This window comes from Acidiphilium sp. C61 (assembly GCF_905116885.1).
Taxonomy (GTDB): Bacteria; Pseudomonadota; Alphaproteobacteria; order Acetobacterales; family Acetobacteraceae; genus Acidiphilium.
The window spans coordinates 489597-506936 of record NZ_CAJHNI010000005.1 but is presented as its reverse complement, the minus strand read 5'-3'; the positions used below and the strand labels follow the sequence as shown (position 1 = coordinate 506936).

At 68.4% G+C, this 17340-nt stretch carries 15 protein-coding genes; 10 read left to right on the top strand and 5 right to left on the bottom strand.

The genetic code is table 11. The annotated features are described in order from the left end of the window. Window positions 1-122 precede the first annotated feature (122 nt). Window positions 123-1757 carry a molecular chaperone GroEL gene (locus HUW10_RS05150; protein ID WP_174502528.1) on the top strand — a complete coding sequence of 545 codons (1635 nt, stop codon included), beginning with the start codon at window positions 123-125 and terminating at the stop codon, window positions 1755-1757. Window positions 1758-1790: 33 nt separating this feature from the next. Here the strand turns inward: HUW10_RS05150 and HUW10_RS05145 are convergent, their stop codons facing one another. Both HUW10_RS05145 and HUW10_RS05140 read right to left on the bottom strand, forming a co-directional pair. Continuing rightward, window positions 1791-2879: a PA0069 family radical SAM protein gene (locus HUW10_RS05145; protein ID WP_174502527.1), complete on the bottom strand. Its 1089-nt coding sequence runs from the start codon at window positions 2877-2879 to the stop codon at window positions 1791-1793. A 76-nt stretch (window positions 2880-2955) separates the two neighbouring features. Next, the gene (locus HUW10_RS05140; RefSeq protein ID WP_174502526.1) at window positions 2956-4374 is read right to left on the bottom strand and encodes a mannose-1-phosphate guanylyltransferase/mannose-6-phosphate isomerase; all 1419 of its coding nucleotides are present in this window, start codon (window positions 4372-4374) and stop codon (window positions 2956-2958) included. A gap of 119 nt (window positions 4375-4493) precedes the next feature. On the opposite strand from HUW10_RS05140, the gene HUW10_RS05135 reads away from it, so the two are divergent. Both HUW10_RS05135 and HUW10_RS05130 read left to right on the top strand, forming a co-directional pair. Then, entirely contained in the window at window positions 4494-5282 is a 789-nt protein-coding gene (locus HUW10_RS05135) for a creatininase family protein (protein WP_174502525.1), read from the top strand. Next, entirely contained in the window at window positions 5279-6202 is a 924-nt protein-coding gene (locus HUW10_RS05130) for a DMT family transporter (protein WP_174502524.1), read from the top strand. Before HUW10_RS05135 ends, HUW10_RS05130 begins: the two co-directional genes overlap by 4 nt. An 89-nt stretch (window positions 6203-6291) precedes the next feature. On the opposite strand, the gene ispD is transcribed toward HUW10_RS05130, so the two are convergent. Next, window positions 6292-6993, bottom strand: a complete 702-nt coding sequence (gene ispD / locus HUW10_RS05125; protein ID WP_174502523.1) for a 2-C-methyl-D-erythritol 4-phosphate cytidylyltransferase — start codon at window positions 6991-6993, stop codon at window positions 6292-6294. 258 nt (window positions 6994-7251) lie between these two features. Between ispD and lpxC the strand changes: the two genes are divergently transcribed. Beyond that, the gene (gene lpxC / locus HUW10_RS05120) at window positions 7252-8199 is read left to right on the top strand and encodes a UDP-3-O-acyl-N-acetylglucosamine deacetylase (RefSeq protein WP_174504747.1); all 948 of its coding nucleotides are present in this window, start codon (window positions 7252-7254) and stop codon (window positions 8197-8199) included. Between the two features lie 50 nt (window positions 8200-8249). On the opposite strand, the gene cydC is transcribed toward lpxC, so the two are convergent. Beyond that, on the bottom strand, window positions 8250-9893 hold the full coding sequence (gene cydC / locus HUW10_RS05115) for a thiol reductant ABC exporter subunit CydC (protein ID WP_174502522.1): 1644 nt from the start codon (window positions 9891-9893) through the stop codon (window positions 8250-8252). After that, complete coding sequence (gene cydD / locus HUW10_RS05110) at window positions 9893-11575, bottom strand: thiol reductant ABC exporter subunit CydD (protein WP_174502521.1); 1683 nt, start codon at window positions 11573-11575, stop codon at window positions 9893-9895. The genes cydC and cydD overlap by 1 nt, the downstream gene beginning before the upstream one ends. 200 nt (window positions 11576-11775) lie before the next feature. On the opposite strand from cydD, the gene panC reads away from it, so the two are divergent. The 6 genes from panC (at window position 11776) to HUW10_RS05080 (ending at window position 17229) form a co-directional block, all read left to right on the top strand. Continuing rightward, window positions 11776-12612: a pantoate--beta-alanine ligase gene (panC, locus tag HUW10_RS05105; protein WP_174502520.1), complete on the top strand. Its 837-nt coding sequence runs from the start codon at window positions 11776-11778 to the stop codon at window positions 12610-12612. Window positions 12613-12723: 111 nt separating this feature from the next. Beyond that, window positions 12724-13626 (top strand): EAL domain-containing protein, encoded by a 903-nt coding sequence (locus tag HUW10_RS05100; RefSeq protein ID WP_174502519.1) that lies wholly within the window; start codon window positions 12724-12726, stop codon window positions 13624-13626. 84 nt (window positions 13627-13710) lie between these two features. Further along, window positions 13711-14019, top strand: a complete 309-nt coding sequence (locus tag HUW10_RS05095) for a DUF3253 domain-containing protein (protein ID WP_174502518.1) — start codon at window positions 13711-13713, stop codon at window positions 14017-14019. 6 nt (window positions 14020-14025) lie between these two features. Continuing rightward, window positions 14026-14478, top strand: a complete 453-nt coding sequence (locus HUW10_RS05090; RefSeq protein ID WP_236656221.1) for a DUF1499 domain-containing protein — start codon at window positions 14026-14028, stop codon at window positions 14476-14478. Then, entirely contained in the window at window positions 14475-16241 is a 1767-nt protein-coding gene (locus HUW10_RS05085; protein ID WP_174502517.1) for an ABC transporter ATP-binding protein/permease, read from the top strand. The genes HUW10_RS05090 and HUW10_RS05085 overlap by 4 nt, the downstream gene beginning before the upstream one ends. Before the next feature lie 61 nt (window positions 16242-16302). Next, complete coding sequence (locus HUW10_RS05080; protein WP_174502516.1) at window positions 16303-17229, top strand: glycerophosphodiester phosphodiesterase; 927 nt, start codon at window positions 16303-16305, stop codon at window positions 17227-17229. Window positions 17230-17340: the final 111 nt, after the last annotated feature.

Below are 17340 nucleotides of genomic sequence, written 5' to 3'. Positions count from 1 at the left end.
TCGGATGTCGTGCTCTATCATACGAACAAGCCGAGCGTCTTAATCCGATCAGATGACTCCATCTGATCGGATGATGCTCCAGTCCACGCAGCACGCCGGCCGTCCGGCCGAAGGGAGACAAAATGGCTAAGCTGCTTCTGCATAATTCTGAAGCTCGGCGTGCGCTGGCCCGCGGTGTGGGCCGGCTGGCGGCGGCCGTCGAGCCCACGCTCGGACCCAAGGGAATGAATGCGATGATCGACCGGCCGATCGGCACGCCGATGGTCACGCGCGATGGCGTCAGCATCGCCGTGGAGATCGAGCTGCCGAACCGGTTCGAGAACATGGGCGCGCAGGTTGTCCGCGAGGTCTCGATGCAGACCAACGAACTCGCGGGCGATGGCACCACCACCGCGATTGTGCTGGCCAATGCGCTCGTCCAGGCCGGCGTCGAGGCCAGCGAGCGCGGCGCTCGCGCGGTCGATCTCATCCGCGGGATCGATCTCGCGGTCGAGCGTGTGGCCTCCTCCCTCAAGGCGGCCGCCCGGCCTGCGTCCGGCAACGGCATGCTCGCCGCGGTGGCCAACATCGCCGCGACAGAGCCGCATCTCGGCGCGCTGGTGGCCGAGGCCTTCGCGCGCGTCGGCGCCGAGGGCGTCATCACCACCGATTTCAGCGTGACGACGGCCACCACGCTCGAGGTCGTCGAAGGCATGTCCTTCGATCGCGGCTATATCTCGCATCACATGGTGACCGATCAGGAGAAGATGGAAGCCGTGCTCGAACGGCCGCTGATCCTGATGACCGATCTCAAGATCCGCGATCCCCATGCGCTCGATGCGGCGCGTGCGCTTGCCGCCGGGGTTGGCCGCCCGCTGCTGGTGATCGCCGAGGAGGTGGCGCCGGAGGTCGTCGTCAGCCTGCTCGGGCGCGACGGACCCGGCCGCTACCTTGTCGTCCATCCGCCCGAATACGGCAACTGGCGCAAGGCGATGATGGAGGATATCGCCATCATCACCGGCGGCCGCGTCATCGCCCGCGATCTCGGCGGCCGGGTCGAGGATGTCACCGAAGCCGATCTCGGCGCTGCCGAGCGGGTGCGTACCAGTGCGACCCACACCGCGATCATCGGCGGCGCCGGCGATACGGCCGCGATCGCTGCGCGCCGGGCGCAGGTCCAGCGGATGCACGATGCCGCGCCTCCCAACATCGAGCAGGACAAATTGCGCGAGCGCCTCGCGAAACTTTCAGGCGGCACCGCGATCCTCTATGCGGGCGGGGCGACGCCGGTCGAGCAGAAGCGCACGATCCAGCTGATCGAGGATTCGCTCGCCGCCGTGCGTGCTGCGAGCGAGGAGGGTGTGGTTGCCGGCGGTGGCACCGCGCTAGCGCAGATCGGGCCGGTCCTCGACGAGGTTCTGGCCGGCGCCAGCGGCGATGTCGCGGAAGGGGTGAAGCTCGTCCGCTCCATCCTTACCCGCCCGCTCTGGCGCATCGTGACCAATGCCGGTGGCGATCCGGATCATGTCATCGCCCAGGTTTCGGCGGTGAATGGCGGCTTCGGCTACAATGCAGCCATCGGCACGTTCCAGAACATGTACGATGCCGGGATCATCGATCCCGTCCGCGTCACCTGCACGGCGCTGCGCAATGCCGCCTCGGTCGCCAAGCTGATCCTGACCACGGAAACCCTGGTGGGCGATCTGGGGGAGGATGAGGAAGACCCGACCGCGCTGCCCGCTCGCGGCGGTGGTGCCGAGCGTCTCGGCCGCGCCTGACGCCGGGGCCGCTGGACTTGGGCGGGGCGGGATTCAGAACAGCGAGAGCTGCGCCCCAGCGTCTCTCGCGCGCGGCTTCGCGAACTGGCCGCAATCGAGCGGCGGCGGCGTCTCGCTCAGCCCGAACTGGCGCGCCGCCCGCTCGAAGCGCGCGCGCAGCAGCCCGGCATAGGCTCCGGTGCCGCGAAACCGGCTGCCAAAGGCGGCGTCGTTCAGCGCGCCGCCCCGGGTCTGGCGGATCAGGCCGAGCACATGTGCCGCGCGATCCGGCATGGTGCGGTTCAACCAGTCCTCGAACAGCGCGCCCAGCTCGTGCGGCAGGCGCAGCAGGATCGCGTTGGCGGATGACGCGCCCGCTCGCGCTGCTGCTTCGAGAATCCGCTCCAGCTCGGGATCGTTGAGCCCCGGAATCATCGGCGCTGCCAGCACGCCGACCGGGATCCCCGCCTTCTTGAGACCGGCCATCGCATCGAGCCGCCGTGAAGGTGTCGCCGCGCGTGGTTCCATCGCCCGTGCGAGCCTCGCATCCAGCGTTGTCACCGAGAGATGCACGCGGGCGAGGTTGCGCGCCGCCATCCGCGCCAGAATGTCGGCATCCCGCAATACCCCGGCCGATTTGGTGACGATCGCAACCGGGTGGCCGAACCGCTCCAGCACTTCCAGCACCGCGCGCGTCAGCCGCAGCTGCCGCTCGACTGGCTGATACGGGTCGGTATTCGAGCCAAGCACGATCGTCGCCGGCTGATAGCCCTTGCGCGACACCTCGCGCTCGAGCAGCGACGCCGCCTCGGGCTTGAACACCAGCTTCGTCTCGAAATCGAGACCCGGCGACAGGCCGATCCACGCATGGGTCGGCCGCGCATAGCAGTAGATGCAGCCATGTTCGCAACCCCGATAGGGATTGAGCCCGCGATCGAAGCCAAGATCCGGGCTCTCGTTGCGGCTGATTATCGATTTCGTCGCATCGCGGATCAGTACCGTCTCGGGAGCTGTCTCCTCCTCGTCCAGCGTGCCCCACCCGTCATCGAACGCGTCATAGCGCGCGGTTTCGAACCGGTTGGGTGGGGCAAGCCTGGTGCCACGGCCGTCGGGCCGGAGGCCACGCGGTATGAAAATGTCCATGTTCGTGCTCCGTTCGTGAGCAGCACACCGGAAATCACCCGCGCTGTCAAGAACAAAACAAGAACACGAACGAAATTCAGCTCCGTCCGTACGTGTCCTCGTAGCGGACGATGTCATCCTCCCCGAGATACGAGCCGGACTGCACCTCGATCAGCGTCAGCGGGATCTTGCCGGGATTCTCCATCCGGTGAATGCAGCCGAGCGGCAGATAGATGCTCTCGTTCTCGCGCACGAGATGCGTTTCCGCATCCCGCGTCACCAGTGCCGATCCGGCCACCACCACCCAGTGCTCGGCACGGTGGAAATGCTTTTGCAGGCTGAGCTTCGCACCCGGCATCACCACGATCCGCTTGACCTGAAAGCGGTCGCCCTGGATCAGGCTCTCATAGAACCCCCAGGGCCGATAGACGCGGTTGTGCTCTTCCGCCTCGGGCCGCTTCAGCCGCTTCAGCGCATCGACCACGCGCTTGACGTTCTGCGCCTTGTCCCGATGGGCGACCAGCACGGCGTCCGGCGTCGTCACCACAACGGTATTCTCGAGCCCGAGAACGGCGGTCATCGCGCCGTCGCTGCGGACATAGCAGCCGACGGAATCCTCGATCACGGCATCGCCCAGCGCCGCGTTGCCGGCTGCGTCCTTCTCGGCGATGTCCCAGATGGCCGACCATGAGCCGACATCCGACCAGCCGAGTGAGGCTGGCACCACGGCGGCGCGGTCGGTCTTTTCGGCAATCGCGTAGTCGATGCTGATCTCCGGCGCGCTCTGGAAGGCGGCGGCGTCGAGCCGGATGAAATCAAGATCGGGGATCCGTGCGTCGAACGCCGCCCGCACGCTGCGCGCGACTTCTGGCGCGAGCCGTTCCATCTCCGCCAGCATGGTCCGCGCGGTCGCGACGAACATGCCGGAATTCCAGTAATGCCGCCCGTCGGCGATCAGCTTCGCCGCCGTCGCCGAATCCGGCTTCTCGACGAAGCGGGCGATGCGGAACGCGCCCTCATGCCCGGCCAGGGCCTCGCCCTGCTCGATATAGCCATAGCCGGTCTCGGCCATGTCCGGCCGCATCCCGAACGTGACGATCTGCCCGTCCCGCGCGGCAGCGGCGGCGACTGTCAGGGCGCGGCCCAGCGAGTCCGCATCGGCGATCGAGGCGTCCGCCGCCATGATCCACATCACCTGATCGGGATTGGTCTCGGCGATGAGCAGTGCCGCGGCGGCGATGGCCGGCGCGCTGTTCCGTCCCATTGGCTCAAGCAGGATCCGCGTTCCCTCGTGGCCCTCGCCGCGCAGCTGTTCGGCGACGATGAAGCGATGCGACTCGTTCGCCACCACGATCGCCGGGGCAAAGCGCTCACCCTGGGCCCGCGCTGCCGTCTCCTGCAGCATGGTCCGCGACGACACCAGCGGCCAGAACTGCTTCGGGTACGATTTGCGTGAAACCGGCCAGAGCCGCGTCCCGGTTCCACCGGCGAGGATCACTGGCGCAATTCCAGCCATTGGCGAGTGCGCAGGCAAAGGGGTCAGTCCTGACATGCAAATTCCCTCAAATTGGATGCATTCCATTGCCAGCGCACAACGTTTGCGTCCAGCATGGTCCCCCGCAGGAGGATGAATAAATGTTTAAAGCAGCTATCGAGGATCTGACCAGTGCCGAACTGCGTGTCCTCCTGCCGCGCCGGCCGCTGGTGCTGTTGCCGCTGGGCAGTCAGGAAGACCAGGGCGCGCATGCCCCGATGGGCGATTTCCGCCTCGCTGCGGCGCTGGCCGGGCGAATTGCGCGCGCCGCGACCGAGTCCGGCACGCTGACCCTCGCGGCCCCGGCGCTGCCCTTCGGTGCGGCGGATCATTTCGGCGCCGTGCCCGGCGGCCTCGCGCTCGCCCCCGCCACGTTCCGCGCCGTGCTCGCCGACCTGATCGCTGATCTCCGCCGCAACGGGCTGGATCGCATCGTCATCCTCAACGGCCATGGCGGCAATGCGCCGCTGGTGCACGAGGTAACCCTCGCCATCCGTCGCGCCGGCGGTCCGGTGGTCCCCTCGTTCTATCTCTGGAAGGTCGCAAGCCGCCTGATGCAGGCCCGCATCGGCCCCGCGTCAGGGCGGTTCGGTCATGGTGCCGAGCCGCTCGCCTCGATCGCGCTCTGCCTCCGCCCCGACGCCTGCCGGCCTGATCTCGCCCGCAAGCCTGCCGCGGGGGCCAGCCTGCTCGGCTGCCCCGTCATCGGCTTCGGCACGATCGGCTTCGAGGGAGTCGATATCGATGCCCCGGCCGAATATCCCGAGATCGCGCCGGCCTCCGCCACCGCCGATGCCACCGGCGCCGATGCCGCGCTCGGCGAGGCGGTCGTCGCCGATCTCGTGGCGCTCGCCGCGCGCTTCTGCGCCCATGTCGCGGCCCTGGCATGAGCATCGTTCCCGCCTGGATACCGGTGACCATCGCCGCCGCGCTGTTCCAGGTCTGGCGAACGGCGCTGCAGGCGCGGCTGCGCGGCGCGCTCAGCGCCCCGGCGGCCGGCTTCGTCCGGTTCGTTTACGCGCTGCCAGCGGATCTCCTGCTGCTGGGTGCTGCACTTGTCCTGCTGCACCGCGCGCTGCCGGCGATTCCGCCCGTTTTCCTGCTCGATTGCCTGGCCGGCGGCATTGCCCAGATCTTCGGCACCATGCTGCTGATCATGGCCTTCGCCCATCGCAATTTCGTGGTCGGCACCGCCTATGCCAAGACCGAGGCGGCGCAGCTCGTGATCTTCTCGGTTCTTGTGCTCGGGGTGCGGATTCCGCCGCTCGCCATTATCGGGATCATGCTCGCGGTGATCGGCGTGCTGGCGCTGTCCTTTGCCGGTCAGAAACTCTCCCCGGCCGATCTGCTGCGCGCCTCGGTGCAGCCCGCGGCTCTGTGCGGCCTCGGGTCCGGCTTCGGCTTTGCCGTCACCGCCATATTGCTGCGGCGGGCGACGCTCGCGCTCGGCCCCGCGACGCCGGTCATCCTCAAGGCCGTGCTCACCCTCACCGTCACCAACCTGCTGCAAACCCTGGTCCAGGGCGGCGTCATGGCGCTGCGAAACCGCGACGAACTGGCCCGATGCTTCACCCTGTGGCGGCGGGCGGCACCCGTCGGCCTGCTCTCCGCCTGCGGGTCGGGCTGCTGGTTCGCCGGCTTCGCACTGACCAGCGCGGCCCTGGTGCGCGGTTTCGGGCAGATCGAGATCCTGTTCACCCTCGCGGTCGGCCATTTTTTCCTCGGCGAGCGCACACGGCGCGGCGAGCTGGCTGGTCTCGCCCTGGTCAGCCTCGGCGTGGTGCTGATCGCCGCCGCGGGCATCGGCTGAGCCGGAAGCGCTGCAGGGCAGGGGAGGCGTGGCGGCGGTCTTGGGGCATCTTTAACCGATCAGATGACTCCACCCGACCGGATGATGCTCTAACTGGCAACGGCCAGAAAACGACCTCGTTCGCGCAGCATGGCCTCGGCGCGCAGCAGGTCGGCCTCGGTGGTGATCTTGAAATTCTCCTCGCTGCCGGGAACCATTTCAACCGTGAGCCCTGCGAGTTCCGCGACCGCACAATCGTCGGTGAAGTCCCGGCCCGGATGTGCCGCATGCGCCCGCCGGTGCGCGCCGAGGATCGCCTCGTAGCGGAAACCCTGCGGTGTCTGCGCCCGCCACAGATCCGCCCGGTCCACCGTTCCGGTCACCACGGCACCGCGGCATCGCTTCAGCGTATCGGTCACCGGTACGCCGACCACCGCCCCGGGCACGCGGGCCAGCGCGTCGAGCACCGCGCCGATCGTCGAGGTATCGACGAAGGGCCGCACCCCGTCATGGATCAGCACGGTCTCCGGGGCGAGGGCGGCGATCGATTCAAGCCCGTTGCGCACCGATTCCTGCCGCGAGGCGCCACCCGTCACCGGCTCCGCAAGCCCGAGCCCCCCCATGGCCTCGTCATACAGCCCGCGATCGGCGGGGTTGATCACCACCCGCACCGCCCGCACCGCCGCATGCCGGCGCAATGCCTCCGCCGTGCGGCGAAGGATCGGCACGCCGTCGAGCAGGCGATACTGTTTCGGAATGGGGCCGCCGAGGCGATGGCCACGGCCGGCGGCGACGATCAGTGCGACAGTCATGGGTTCCCCGGTCTCGCGCGGCGGCGCCGCGCTGCGGCCTTCCTGAAAGCAGAACCAGCCGGCAAAGGCAAACCGTGCCGCGCGAGGTTGTGAGCCGATTGTGTCAGCCACGCCATGAAAATAACAAAATCATAGGTTTATATCGAAATAATCAGAAATATTCATTGATTTCCCACCGCAGCCTCCCCGGGCTAGTTTGCACTGCAATAAGGCGCCTGTCGCAGGCGCCCGGGTTCAACACAAGGCTTTCTCCGCATGATGTCCACCGCCATTCCGTTCAGCCGACCCCTCATCGCCGGGCAGGACAGCCTCGTGAAGCGGCGCGGCCTCGGCGCGGCCATCGCCTGCCGTGGCATCGGCCTGCATGGCGGGCAGGAGACGAATCTGCGCCTTGTCCCCGCCGAACCCGGTACCGGCATCCGCTTCCGCCGCACCGATCTCGACATCATCATCCCCGCCCGTCACGACCTCGTGGCGGATACGAGGCTCTGCACCGTCCTCGCCGATCCGCGCCGGCCCGAGGCGCGGATCGGCACGGTCGAACACATCATGGCGGCGCTCGCCGGCCTCGGCATCGACGATGCGCTGATCGAGGTCGATGGCCCGGAAATCCCGATCCTCGACGGTTCCGCCGCCGAATTCGTGTTTCTCATCCGCTGCGCCGGCATCGTTGAAACCGCGGCCCCGCGCGATATCATCGAGATCCGCCGCCCCGTCCGGGTGAGCGACGGCGCCGCCTGCGCCGAGCTGCGCCCCGCAGCCTCGGGTGAATACGGCTTCACCGCGGCCTTACAGATCGACTTTCCCGCCGGCGCGATCGGCCGCCAGGCGCTGTCGCTCGAAATCACCCCGGATAGCTTCACGAGTGAACTGTCCCGTGCGCGTACCTTTACCATGAAACAGGATATCGACCGTCTGCGCGAGGCCGGCCTTGCCTTGGGCGGCACCCTTGGCAATGCCGTGGTGGTCGATGGTGACAGCATCCTCAATCCCGAGGGGCTGCGCAGCCCGGACGAGTTTGTCCGCCACAAGCTGCTCGACGTGGTGGGCGATCTGGCGCTGGCCGGCGCCGCCCTTCGCGGTCGCTTTGTCGGTGCGCGGACCGGCCACCGGCTCAACAACCTGCTGCTACGCAGCCTGTTCGCCGACGCCGCGAATTACCGCCGTGTCAGCACCGCCGCGCCGGATCTCGCCGCCGTCGCCTGAGCTGCCCCGCAGCTCAGCGGCGAGCCTGTCTTGTCGCCGCAATGCGGCGCCTATCTTGTCGCCGCCGTCAGCTTTCCGTTCTGCAGCCGGTAGATCCTGTCGAGCCTCTCCACCCCGGTCAGCCGGTGGGTGATCATCAGCACCGTCCGTCCCTCCAGCGTGTTGTTCAGCGTCGCGAGGAAGGCGCGCTCGGTCTCGAGGTCGAGACCCGAACACGGTTCGTCGAGAATCAGGATCGGCGCTGTGCTCAGCAACACCCGCGCCAGTGCAAGGCGTCGCCCCTGGCCGCCGGAAAACTGCGAACCCTGTTCGCCGACCCAGGTGTCCAGCCCGTCCGGCAGCGTACGCACGACATCGGCGATCCGCGCCGCCTCCAGCGCTGCCCAGAGTGCCTCGTCATCGGCATCGTCGCGCCCGATCAGCAGGTTGTTGCGGATCGTGTCGGCAAACAGATGCGTCGCCTGCGACAGCCAGGCAATCCGCGCGCGCACATCGTCGGCCCGCAGCGTGTCGATATCCGTCCCACCGAGCCGGATCCGGCCCCGCTCGGGTGCCGCGAGCTTCAGCGCCAGTGCGGCGAGCGTCGACTTTCCCGCCCCTGACGGCCCGAGCACCGCCACCCGCGCTCCGGCGGGCACGTCGAGCGACAGATCCTCGAACACCGCCTGGCCTTCCGGCGTCCAGCGGAACCCGACATGCTCGAAGGCGAGCGCGTTGCCGGTCGGCATCGGCGCCGGGCGCTCGGGGTCGCGCACCGGCGGTGCGGCCTCGGCCGCCTCGAGAACCCGCGTCGCCGCCGCCGAGGCCCGACCCGCGATCACGCCCGCACGCGGCATCCCGCCAACGGCCTCGAACGCGGCAACGACAACGAACACCGCCACCACCACGGCCAGCGGATGCGCGCCATGGATCAGCAAAACCGCGAGTAGCGCGCCCTGGGTGGCGAGGAAGGCGAGGCCCTGCAATGCCGCCCCCCGCGCGGCGAGGTCGCGCTCGGCGCGGAACAGCCGGGATTCCTGCCACTGCATCCCGGCGAGCATCCGCCCCTCGGCTTCGTAAACCTTGATTTCCCGCAGCCCCGTCAGCGTGTCGAGCACGGCGACGCGCAAGGCGCCGCCGGCCTCGGTCTCGTCCGCCGCGGCCGCGCGCGCCGCGATCATCGCCCGCCACGGCATCACAAACGCGACGATGGCGAACAGCGCCAGCACAAGCACAGCGGCCGCCGTATCGTCCTGGCCGACCACGACCAGCAGTGCCGGCACCAGCATCACGGCGCCGAGCAGCGGGATCAGCAGGCGCAGCAGCACCCCGTCCAGCGCCTCGATATCGTTGACCAGCCGGGCCAGCACATCGCCCGAGCGCCGGAACCCAAGCCCGCCGGCGGCACTTCGCGCGAGCCCGCGATAGAACCACAGACGCAACGCGCCGAGCGCACGGAACGTCGCGTCATGCGTCGTCAGCCGCTCCAGGTAGCGCAGCACCACGCGCGCGACGCCGGTCACCTCCAGCGCCACCGGCACGGCAATCGCAAGGCCGATCGCCGAGGCCGCGATATAGTGTCCGGCGCCGGCCATCAGGGCTATGCCCGAGGCCAGCGAGGCCAGCGCCACCAGCGCACCGAAGGCGATCGCCGGTGCCTGCCGCCGCCAGATCAGGATCACCCGCAGCAGCGGTACGAGGACAGCCTCCCTCATTATGCCACCCCTTCGAGCCGAGCCGCCAGCGCGGCGCCGAGATCGAGCTTGCGGCCGCTGAATTCATGGGCGAAGGCGGAGTGGCTCGCAAGCACCACGGTCCGCCCGATCGCCAGCCGCCTGAGGCTGTCCACCACCTCGCGCTCGGTCGCCGGGTCGAGCTGTGCGGTCGGCTCGTCGAGCAGCAGCAGGCTGGCATTCTTGAGAAAGGCGCGGGCAATCGCGATCCGCTGCGCCTGGCCGCCCGACAGCCCATAGCCGCCATCGCCGATGCGTGTCGCCAGCCCCTCGGGCAGAAGGTCGGCGAACTCGCTCACCCGCGCGAGTCGCGCCGCTTCGAGCAGATCGGCCTCGCTCGCTTCCGGCCGTCCCATGCGGATATTCTCCTCGATCGTCCCGGCGAACAGCACCGGCCGCTGGCTGATTAGCGCCGTCATGCGGGCGAGGGCGGCCGGCACGATCGTTTCGATCGGCGCGCCATTCAGTGTGATCCGCCCCGATTGCGGCCTGATATAGCCGAGCAGCAGCTCGATGATGGTGGATTTTCCGGCCCCCGACGGCCCGACCAGCATCATCATCTCGCCGGCCGGCAACTGGAAGCTGAGATCCTGCAACACCGGGCCGCGCGCCTCGCTCCAGGCGAAGCTGACCTGCTCGAAGCCGATCGTGATGCCCCGCGTCGTTACCGTGCGCACGGCATCCGGCGCTACCGCCACCGTCTCCGGCGTGGGCAGGTCGACCAGGTCTTCCGCCGCGGTCTGCGCGGTCATCCGGTCCTGATACACCGCCGAGAACGCACGCAGCGGCGCAAAGAATTCCGGCACCAGCAACACGCAGAACAGCGCGGTCGGCGCCAGCGCCGCCTGGCCGGCGAGCAGCGGTCCGGCGAAGCGGATGGCGATCCCCACCAGCGCCGCCGCAGCCAGCAGGTCCAGCGCCGTGGCGTTGAGGAAGGCGATGCGCAGGATGCGCATGGTGCGGTGGCGCAACTCGTCGGCGGCGCGGCCGAGCGAGGCCGCCTCGGCTTCCGCGCGCCCGGCCAGCACGATGGTGGCGATCCCGCGCACGCGATCGAGAAAGCGGGTCTGCAACCGTGCCATCGCGGTGAACTGGCGCCGCGCCGCAACACCTGTGCCGATCCCGGTCATCGCCATGAATACCGGCACCAGAATGCCGGTCGCGGCGAGGATGAGCCCGCTGCGCCAGTCCGCGGTCGCGGCGGCGAGCGCCACCAGCGCCGGCCCAATCGCGGCGAGCCGGGCCGCCGGAATCCAGCGCCCGTGCAGCCCGTTCATCGCCTCGACGCGGTCGACCACGATGATTGACAGCTCCGCCGAATGCCGCCCGCGCAGCAGCCCCGGCCCGGCACTCATGAGCCGGCCCAGCGTGTCGCTGCGCAGCCGCCGGCGGGCGGCGATGCCGAGCCGGCTCGCCTCGTGTTCCTGGCCGACGATCAGCCCCGCCCGCAGCAGGGCGGCGGTGATGAAGCCGAGCCCGAGCAGCGCGGTGGGCAGACGCCCCGGGGCGATCGCCGCAGCGAGCAACCCGGCCGCACAGGCGATCTGCCCGATCGCGATGATGGTGGAGGCGATGCCGAGCCCGATGGCGAGCCGGGCGCGCCGTCCTCCAAGCCTGATTTCCTGACCGATCCACTGTTTCGCGGGAGACGATTGGCGTACCATGACCGCTACATATAGTTACTCTACCGATTTCCAAAGTCCGCATCTGCTCTCGCAGCACGCCGCTCGCGCATAGTTTATGGTTTCACGAATGTGTAACCGTCCCCGACGCCGGCGGAGCTGCCTTCCGCCGCCGGGCATGGACGCAGCGGCCGGATTCCCCCAAAACCCTCGCCACAAGCCGGTTTTCACGGAGACACATCATGCAGATCGTCCGTCATCTCCACGACCTGCGCGCCGCCCGCGCGGCGCTGGCAGGAGGCGGCCGCGCCCGGCTCGCGCTGGTGCCGACGATGGGCGCGCTGCACGAGGGCCATCTCTCGCTCGTGCGCGCCGCGCGCGCGGCCGGCCACGTCGTTGCCGCCTCGATCTTCGTCAACCCAACCCAGTTCGGCCCGAACGAGGATTTCACCCGCTACCCGCGCGACCCCGCGCGCGACTGCGCGCTCCTCGCCGAAGCCGGCTGCGCGCTCGCCTGGCTGCCCGAGGTGGCGACAATGTATCCGCCCGGCGATGCCACCATGATCGACGTCGCCGGGCTGTCCACCGTGCTGGAGGGTGCGGTCCGGCCCGGCCATTACCGGGGTGTTGCGACGGTGGTGGCCAAGCTGCTCGGGCAGGTCGGGCCGGACGCCGCCTATTTCGGCGAGAAGGACTGGCAGCAGGTGCAGGTCATCCGCCGCGTCGTGAACGACCTGTTCCTGCCGGTGGAGATCGTCGTCGGACCGACCCTGCGCGAGGCGGACGGTCTCGCAATGTCCTCGCGCAACCGCTATCTCGACGCCGCTGAGCGTGCCCGCGCGCCGCTGCTCCATCGTGTCCTGCTGCGCGCGCGCGACGAACTGCGCGCAGGCGCCCCGGTCGGCGCGACCCTTGCCGCGAGCCGGCAGACGCTTGCCGCCGGCGGCTTCGTCCTCGACTATCTCGAACTCGTCGACGAGGCGAGCCTCGTACCGCTCGCAACACTCGACTCCGGCGCTCGCCTGCTTGCCGCCGCCCGTCTCGGCACGACCCGCCTGCTCGACACGATCGGTGTCTGAAATGCGCGGAAAACTGCGTAAGATCGCATTTATTGTGTCACGTTAAGGTATATTTTACTCATCCTGCCTCATCATCACGCTGAATGGGACGCGTCGATGGAGTAGGGTCTTTTGAGTGTATCGCAGTCACCGGACTTTCGGCCGACACTTGCCACTGCGCCGGTTCGGTCGGGCGTTTCGGAGTCCGGTTCGGCTGAAACGGAGCGCCGCGAGCGCGCTTCGCTCCGCCGTCTCGAAGCTGGCGAGCAGCGCAAGCGGGCGGCCCGCCTCGCCGATGCCCTGAGGCAGGATAGTTTCGTCCGCCGTTACGTGCCGCGACTTTGCCTCGCCCCCGCCGCCGAGCGGTTCGTTGGCGCCGATCTCTGGCTCGGGCTGCCGAACCGCCGCCGCGGCCTGATGCCGGTCGCTCCGCTGCTGCGCGGGATCGACCGATCGATGCTGCGTCACGATATCTTGTCCTATACGCTGCGTGCCGTCGCCACCGAACTCGCCGCCGGGCCGCCGCGCTGGCATGTCGGCGTCCCGCTTCCCGGTGCCACCCTCGGAGATGGATACACCGCCAGCCTCGTGCGCCAGGCCTTCGAGCCGCTCGGCGTCGACCTCCAGCGGCTCGATATCCTGATCGACGAAGCCGATCTCGTGATCGGCGGCGAGCATCTGCAGCAGCAGATCGCCAGCCTGCGCGATGCTGGAATCGGTGTCATCCTCGAAGGCTTCGGCCATGATTTCGGCGGCCTGGCTCTGTTGTCGCGCCTGCCGTTCAGCGGGCTCAAATTCGACCGGCGGCTGGTCCGCGCCCTCGTGGCGGATCCGGCCGGGCCGGACGTCGTGCTGATCCGTGCCGCGATCGACATCGCCCGCCGGTTCGACGTAACCGTCCTGCTCGACGGAGTGGAAACCGAGACCGAATTGCAGAAAGCTCGTGAGCTTGGAGTAGCCGAGGTACAGGGCCCCTGGATCGGGCCCGCCATGGCAGCCGAGATGCTGCGCGCGCGGTTGCCGGCCGACAGCTGATCTGCCCTGCGCGCTTCGGACCGCGCGAAGTCCGCGCCACCCGGACGCTTGCCGGAACGCCCGATCCGCGCCAGACATGGTCGCATGACTCGTGCTCCGCATCCCGCCAGTCCCGACGAAGCCGGCCGTGCGATCCGCGGCGCCCTGGCCGCCTGCCGGCCCGGCGCCACGATCTGCCCGACCGATGCCGCCCGCCAGCTTGCCACCGCCCGTGGCGAAACCGCGCCCGAGGCCTGGCGCCATCACCTCCCCGCCATCCGCCGCACCGCGGTCGATCTTGCCCGCGAGGGCAGCATCGTGATCCTGCGCAAGGGCAAGGCGATCGCCCCCGATGCCGTGCGGGGCGTCATTCGCCTCGGCCTGCCCGCCCTTCCTTCCGGAGAGTCCGCCTGATGGCCGTTGGATTGTTGCCCCTGCTGCTCAGCCTCGTGTTCCCCGCGTGCGGCGCCGCCGGAGCCGATCGATTTCGCGCATTTTGTCCTCCCGGCCTCGCCCAACAAGGCGCTGGCGGCCCCCGCCGGCTTCACCCCGAAACCCACTTTCGACACGCCGCGCTACGCCCTGCCGCCCGCAGCACTCTATGCGCTCGTCGCCCGGGTTGCGGCGGCCGAGCCGCGAACCTATCCGCTCGCGGCCGATCCTGCCCGGATGCAGCAATCCTGGGTCGCGCGCACGCCGGTCGCGAACTTCCCCGATGTGGTGACCGCCGCGATCCGCCCCGATCCGGCCGGCGGCAGCGACCTGATCCTCTATTCTCACTCGGTCTATGGCTATTCGGATTTCGGCGCCAACGCCGCCCGGCTGCGCCGCTGGCTCGACGCGATCTCCCGCGCAGCGGAGCCGCGTTCATGAGGTTCCTGCGCACGGTGATCGCCGCCCTGGCCGATGCCTGGCGCCTCGCCCGGCCTTATTTCGCCTCTAAGGAGCGTTGGCCGGCGCTGGCCCTGCTCGCCACCATCATCGCCCTCAACCTTGTCTCGGTCTATCTCAACGTCCTCTATTCCTACTGGTACAAGATTTTTTACAACGCGCTCCAGGCAAAGGACGCGGCCGGTTTCTGGCAGTCGATCTTCACCTACCGGATGATCAAGGGCTATCCGTGGTTTGTTCCCGGCTTCACCGAGATCGCCACGCTGAACATCCTTGTCGGCGTGTACGCCTTCTATCTCCAGCAGATGCTGGAAATCCGCTGGCGCCGCTGGATCACCGAGAATTTCGTGGCCGACTGGCTGACCAACCGCGCGCATTATCAGCTCAGCCTGAAGGCCGAGGCCGGCAGCCCGCTCGACAACCCGGACCAGCGCATCGCCGACGACCTGCGCAGCTTCGTCTCCAACAATCTCTCCCTCGGCATCAGCTTCATCTCCAACATCGTGAACCTGTTCAGCTTCATCTTCGTGCTGTGGTTCCTGGTGCCGCCGCTGCACCTGCTCGGCCTCGTCATCCCCGGCTACCTGGTCTGGATCGCGATCGTCTATTCGCTGATCGGTACCTACCTGACCCATGTGATCGGCTGGAAACTGATCCCGCTGAGCTTCCAGCAGCAGCAGGTCGATGCCGATTTCCGCTTCAACCTCATCCGTGTGCGCGAGAACACCGAGCAGATCGCGCTCTATGGTGGCGAGGCCGAGGAGGGGGTCGGCCTGAAGCAGCGCTTCCATGCGATCTACCTGAACTGGTGGAAGATCATGAAGCGCACCAAGGCGCTGAACTTCTTCACCATCGGCTTCAGCCAGGTCGCGATCATCTTCCCGATCCTGATCGCCGCTCCCGGCTATTTCTCCGGCCTTTTCACCCTTGGCCTGCTGCTGCAGATCAATAACATCTTCGGTAACGTGCAGGGCTCGTTCTCCTGGTTCGTCTCTGCCTATCCGCAGTTGGTCGGCTGGCGCGCCACCGTGCAGCGTCTCGACGGGTTCGAGCGCGCGGTGAAACAGGCGCACGCGCACCGGCCCGACCATGTCGCCATGGCTGCGGATTCGGCACTGCATGCCGAGGATCTCACCGTCTCGCTGCCCGACGGGCGGCATCTTTTCGACGGCGCCAGCCTCGCCATCGAGCGCGGCGAGCCGGTGGTGATCACCGGCCCCTCCGGCACCGGAAAATCCACGCTCTTTCGCGCCCTCGCCGGGATCTGGCCGTTCGGCCGCGGCCGCGTCGCCCGGCCGTCCGGCACGGCGATGTTCCTGCCCCAGAAACCCTATTTCCCACTCGGCTCGCTCAAGCGCGCGGTTGCCTATCCGCAGCAGGAATACGAGGTGGACGACGAAACCGTGCGCGCCGCACTCGCCGAGGTCGGGCTCGGCGGCCTTGGCCTGCGCCTCGAGCATGTCGACAACTGGGCGCTGCGCCTGTCGGGCGGCGAGCAACAGCGCCTCGCCCTCGCGCGCGTACTGGTCGCGCGGCCGGACTGGCTGTTCCTCGACGAGGCGCTCTCAGCGCTCGACGAGGAATCGGCCGCCAGCCTCTTTGCCCTGCTGCGTGCCCGCCTGCCGGCGATGCAGATCGTCTCGATCGCCCATCACGAAAGCCTGATCCGCCTGCATCCGCGGCGCTTGCGCGTCAGCCGGGGCGAAGGCGGCCATGCCCGCGTCGACGCTGCCGAGACCGCCTAGAGCATCATGCGATCAGATGACGCCATCTGATCGGATGATACTCTAACCTGAAAGACCCGCCATGATCAGCACCGCCGGATCGCCACGTTCCATCGCCCTGTTCGGCCATCGCGGCGCCCGCGGCCTCCGGCCCGAGAACACGATCGAGGGGTTCGCCGCGATCGCCGCGCTCGGCCTGACCGGAGCCGAATTCGATGTCGGCCTGACCGCCGACGATGTCGCAGTGGTCCACCACGATGCGCGTCTCAACCCCGATATCGCGCGCGATCCGTCCGGCGCCTGGCTCGCACTCGAAGTCGCCCCGCTGCTCCGCGAACGCCGCTTCGCCGAGCTTGCCACCTTCGATGTCGGCCGGCTGCGCCCGGGAACGGCGTATGAAGCGCGTTATCCCGTGCAGGCGCCGGCGGATGGCGCGCGGATCCCCACGCTCGATGCCGTGATCGAGGCGCTGCCGGGACGCGACCTTCTGGTCGAGATCAAGACCTTCCCCGACCATCCCGACCTCACTGCCCCTCCCGCCCGCATGGCCGCCGCGATGATCGACGCGCTTCGCCGCCACGGCGCAATCGACCGCGCGCTGCTTTTCGCCTTCGACTGGCGTGTGCTGCGGGAAGCGGCCGCCATCGAGCCGGGCCTGCGCCGCTGCTGCCTCACCGCTCCGGATACGCTGGAGGCGGCATCCCTCTGGCTTGACGGCACCGACCTAGAAGCATTCGGCGGCCATCTCCCGCGCGCGGTTGCCGCCACGGGTGCTGTGTGCTGGGCGCCGTTTCATGGAACGCTCCAGCAGGACGAGGTCCGCGAGGCCCACGCGCTCGGCCTTCTCGTGTTGCCCTGGACCGTCAACACCGCCGATGCGTTTGACCGGATGATTGGCCTTGGCGTCGATGGCATGATCTCCGATCGCCCCGATCTTGCCCGCAATGCCATTCTGCGCGCCGGGTCGCAGGTCGCCGCACCCGGTTTCGTTGCCGCCGCACGAAGCTGAATCCCATGTGTGGACGGCCCGTTGGGTTCAAGTCGTTAAAGCAGAATTTGGTATCGGTTCGAATGCGGTCATGTGTCCGGCCTTTGACGCGGTGGTCTGACCGCTGGCCCA